The following is a 4311-nucleotide window of genomic DNA, read 5'->3' on the forward strand; positions in this document are numbered from 1 at the left end:
ATTATGGAATAAAGCGGTAAACAAATGTACCCGAATTATCTCGAAAAGGTCTAAACCCTAAGCTTGTAAGACTTTCTTGGGTGGCTGTTAATTTGGGACCTTCAATAATACCATCTGCTACAGCCTCGTCTATTGCATTTTTGATTGCCTTTGGCGGAATGTGAATATCTACTACCGCTGCTACCATTGCCCATTCCGATCGCTTTTTACCGATGTATTTCTCGACTGCTTCAATAATCACACTGTCTAGCACCTGCACGCGCTTCTTAGTAGCGGTGTCCAGCCATTCCGCAGCCTCTTCGATAGCACTTTCAATGCTCTCAAAAACTCCAGTAACTACGCCTGTTGCGAGCAAGTCTCTCATAAGAATCCAGTATTCTTTGCTATGTCGAGGTTGCTTTTGCTTCATGAATTGGCCCTTGCATTCAGCGAAAGCTGTCCAGGTATGAGGCTGTCGCCAAAACTCTTTAATTGCAACCCTTCCTGGCATCCAATTAACCGACTCAATCTCTACGAGTCCTGGAAGATTAGCAGATTTGTTTGTCCGGATTATTAGTGTTATTCTCAGCAGTTCTTTGCTCTCAACGTTCCATATGCTAGTAAATAACTTGGGGCAAAAAGTTCGGAATTAGATATTTTCGCCTTTGCCATTGCTGATAAATTGACGGTCGGTTTTCCTGTTGTAGCCGTTCAAAAAAACTGTTAGCGTTTCGTCCGTGTCAAACGTTGAGCGGTTAACCTTGTCGCAAAGAAGTAAACAGTTCTTTTCGTGAGTCAACGTCGATGGGTCTGCCCATCTAATTTTGTTGATATGATTCTTGATGCTAGCCCCAGTTGAGCCACCTACAAAAACTTCTTGCCCAGTCAGTTCAGAAATAGCTAGTAGTAACTGAGATTTACCGCTACCCGCTGAACCAAAGAGTTGAATCACTGGTGCAATCGAGCATAGGCTGCTTTGCATCAATACGAAACTAGCTAGCATCTTGTACTCAAAATCCTTTATGCCAAGAGCAACGAGCCTTAGATGCTTTACAACTAGCTCTCCCAAGGAATTGTCATCAACAAAATCTGTCCAGTAGTCATCACCCCCACCATGTTCGCCTGAGTGCAGTTCGCGGGCAAACTTAATCATCTCCAAATCGGCTTCATTCATGGTTAATTGCAGTTAATTATTTAATTAGTTTGAATGTCCACTCGATTGCAAGGTTGACCGCAGGGGCGATGTCGCTAGGAAGAACGGGTATCACTAACGCTAACTCACTCAGTGACTTAAATTCGATATCAAGGGTGGCTAGTTGTTGTTGCAAAAAAGCTAATCTAGCCGCCAACTTTTCTGCCTCAGTTTCTTGTCTAGCGGTTGTAAATGACTCTTTTGAAACTGTAGCTTGCGCTAGCTTAGTTCTATCTTCGTCCGTCAAGTACCCGAGTTTTGTTAATGGCGTCAACTCAAACAATTTGTCTTTAATTTCCCCTGCCATCTCGCTGCTGGCGGCAGTATTTTTGTTGATTAAATCCCAGAAAAAGGGATTTAACCATGGCGCAATAATTCCCGCATAGCCTTCTGCGGGGTTTTTGACAAAGTAATCCCTCAAAATTAAAAAAAGATAATTTTCATCCTGTGATACAGCTACCTCAATGTACTTTTTTTCTTCCTGACTGTATGCTTGCTTCTTGGATTTATAAAAAGCCAAATTACACTTCTTTCCGGTGGGGATAAAGTTTTTGTCTTTTGATACAATGCCAAGACTGCTTTCGCTAAGCACAATACAGAGACTGACAGCATCGGGTGAGACGCTAACAACCATTTCTTGTATGCCAATAATGTCGGTAGCAGTAAGATTCTTTTCCTCAATGCTTAGCTTTGCTGGATACTTTTCTGTTGCTGGATTGAAGTAAATTGTCATGTGTTTAAGGTAGGGTGTTTTGTACATTCTCTAAAGTAAGCCCCTACTTTAGCTCCCTACTTTAGAGAACAGGAGAGTATAAGGGTAAAACGATTTACTTTGGTAAACGCAACCCAGAATTAGCAGCCCTCCAATTGTCTATACTGTCTAGTCGTTTTTCAATGAACGTTAGCTGATTTGTCATTTTTTCGCGGTCTAGGGCTGCTTTGCGCTCTGCTTTGATAATCTGCATAATTAATCCATACAAGGGCATTAAAGCGGCAAAAAATAAGGCTATTTGCGCTAACTTGATTTTAATAATCAGATTGTTCATGTTTACTTTATTTTATCTAAGTTATAGTTCCTGCATATTCCCAAGCAAATAAATTAACACCATTCCCGTAAATAAAACAATTCGCAGCTAAGCTGTATTCGACTCGTTTCCTTGGACTCAGGTGAAGTATTCCATACTTGAGCCCAAGAGTTTTCGTTAAACGAAAGTTTTATCCGACAAAACCTTGGGGAGTGAAGCTGATAATCGCTGTAGGAAGTGCTGTCTTTAATGCCGCTCTTATAGCTTCCCGTGCCGTTTGCTCGTTTTCATCTCCTATCATCCCAAATGAACACGACACTGATTTGACTTCTTGTTGTCGATATTTATTTCCAGTAAATCTAGATGTCGCTTCTCGGCTATTTCCCGAAGAGGCTTGAACTCGAACTTTAGCGAATTCTATTTTTTTCGCTTTTTTGATTATTAAGTTAGCACCAGTAGGTGTTGCGGTCAAAACGCGCTTACCCGTTGCGCCGATAATTGCTGAAACTAAAGTAGTAATCAAAGAAGTTTCGTTTTCTTCGTTGGGCGTCGCAGGGTCGTCGGGAGGTGCTAACACTTTTGTCTCATACCAGAAGTTTGCACTCGTTCCAAATGGCTTAATGTATCCAACCTGTCGCCCAATGTTAGTCCTTAGCCCAAGCCGGCTTGTTTTGTATGCAGCCTTCTTGGCTGGCCCATCTAGTTTTCTCCATGCCTCTAGCTTATTTTTTGCTGCTAAAAGCTCTTCTGCGCGATTAATATCAGAATATCTACCCATAGGTTTTGTTGTCTCAATTGTTTGTTTACACGATTATTGTAACCCTTTAATTATCCGTGATTGTCTTTGTATTGTTTTACCGAAACCTATAGGGTTTAAAAATTTATTAGCTTATACTAAAATTACTCACCTTGACTTTATTATTTTTTATGGCAACCCGAAAGCAACCTGCACCTAAACCAGAAAATTTAAAACTTACCAATGAAGAGCCATCTTTACTCTTTGCGATCCAAGAGATTGTTAGAACTGGCGGAATTGATTGGGATGAATGGTGGAATGAGTGGAAGCGCGGTATTCCTAACCGAGACCAAAAAGTTACTAATTTTAGAATATCTGATTGGATTACACCTAAATATTTAGAACTTACTCAGTCGGACAGTGAGTCGGGGGTACGCCATATTGAATATTTTCCTGATAGAGACAACGAATCAGAGAGCTATATGCTTTCCGGTACAACTCGCGACTTGATAGCGCATATTATTGCTATCGGCTACCAGAAAGGAAGCGATGGCAGTAGTTTTAGCGGCAAAAACAGCAAGCCACCTTTAAAAGGTTTTCCGCTAATTGAGCTTTATTTTATAAGTGAAGACAGAAAAGTAGGGCTTAAATGGCTGCGGCTATCGGGTTACACCGATGATGTCAAAATCTCTCAAGCCAAACTAGCTGAACAGGTAACGCCCGCTGATATAAAACGCTGGGCAACTAAAATAAAAACTATTTTTGGAGACACAAATTATTTGTGGAAAAAGGGTAAAAATTGTTTATCTTATTCTGGACAAATGGCACGACTACAGGGATTAGAGGGATATGCTTATGTAAGAAACGAAGAAGACGGTATAGCATTATTTACAGCTATGCTAAAAATAATTGACAAAACTCCTGATAAAGATGGGTTCAATTATTCTGGTAGCACTTCTAAGACTAAATACGCAAAACAAACTAAACCAATAATTATTGCTGGTACGTCTGTTAAGCCTGACGAAAAAAGACCAATTGCAGATTGCGTATTCGACCACGCGGTTCTTAAACTCCCACTTATGAATAAACCTATTCCCTTAGTCAAAAAGAATGTTATCTTATACAAGTAGTCTCATTTCCTAAAGTAGGGAGCTAAAGTAGGGACTTACTTTTAAAAATATGGCAACAATAACACCGGGAACAGGCAGTACAATTAATGCCACCACAATCCAAGGTCAACTTTGGCAACTGGTACATTTGTACCAAAACGCTGAACGGGTAGACACCGAGTCTACAAATAGATTTGAATCCACAAAAGATGATTCCTTTGTGATGGACGGCAAATTTACTATTCCGGGTAATCTTATCTGGACGCCCGC

Annotated in this window: 7 protein-coding genes; 2 read left to right on the top strand and 5 right to left on the bottom strand. The window is 40.6% G+C overall.

The window, feature by feature from the left end; translation table 11 throughout:
- Position 1: 1 nt before the first annotated feature.
- The 5 genes from JGK39_RS32760 to JGK39_RS32780 form a co-directional block, all read right to left on the bottom strand.
- Positions 2-364 carry a hypothetical protein gene (locus JGK39_RS32760; RefSeq protein ID WP_293262750.1) on the bottom strand — a complete coding sequence of 121 codons (363 nt, stop codon included), beginning with the start codon at positions 362-364 and terminating at the stop codon, positions 2-4.
- A 264-nt stretch (positions 365-628) separates the two neighbouring features.
- The gene (locus JGK39_RS32765) at positions 629-1153 is read right to left on the bottom strand and encodes a hypothetical protein (RefSeq protein ID WP_293308996.1); all 525 of its coding nucleotides are present in this window, start codon (positions 1151-1153) and stop codon (positions 629-631) included.
- Between the two features lie 16 nt (positions 1154-1169).
- Positions 1170-1931: a hypothetical protein gene (locus JGK39_RS32770; RefSeq protein ID WP_293298973.1), complete on the bottom strand. Its 762-nt coding sequence runs from the start codon at positions 1929-1931 to the stop codon at positions 1170-1172.
- Between the two features lie 67 nt (positions 1932-1998).
- Positions 1999-2217 carry a hypothetical protein gene (locus JGK39_RS32775; protein ID WP_293298976.1) on the bottom strand — a complete coding sequence of 73 codons (219 nt, stop codon included), beginning with the start codon at positions 2215-2217 and terminating at the stop codon, positions 1999-2001.
- 169 nt (positions 2218-2386) lie between these two features.
- Positions 2387-2974: a hypothetical protein gene (locus tag JGK39_RS32780; RefSeq protein WP_293262646.1), complete on the bottom strand. Its 588-nt coding sequence runs from the start codon at positions 2972-2974 to the stop codon at positions 2387-2389.
- Between the two features lie 131 nt (positions 2975-3105).
- Between JGK39_RS32780 and JGK39_RS32785 the strand changes: the two genes are divergently transcribed.
- Positions 3106-4062: a hypothetical protein gene (locus tag JGK39_RS32785; protein WP_293298978.1), complete on the top strand. Its 957-nt coding sequence runs from the start codon at positions 3106-3108 to the stop codon at positions 4060-4062.
- A 49-nt stretch (positions 4063-4111) separates the two neighbouring features.
- The coding region (locus JGK39_RS32790; RefSeq protein ID WP_293298981.1) for a hypothetical protein at positions 4112-4311 on the top strand (200 nt) is incomplete at its 3' end.

Origin of the sequence: Microcoleus sp. PH2017_12_PCY_D_A, from assembly GCF_020738565.1 — a bacterium.
In the GTDB taxonomy this organism is placed as follows: Bacteria; Cyanobacteriota; Cyanobacteriia; order Cyanobacteriales; family Microcoleaceae; genus Microcoleus.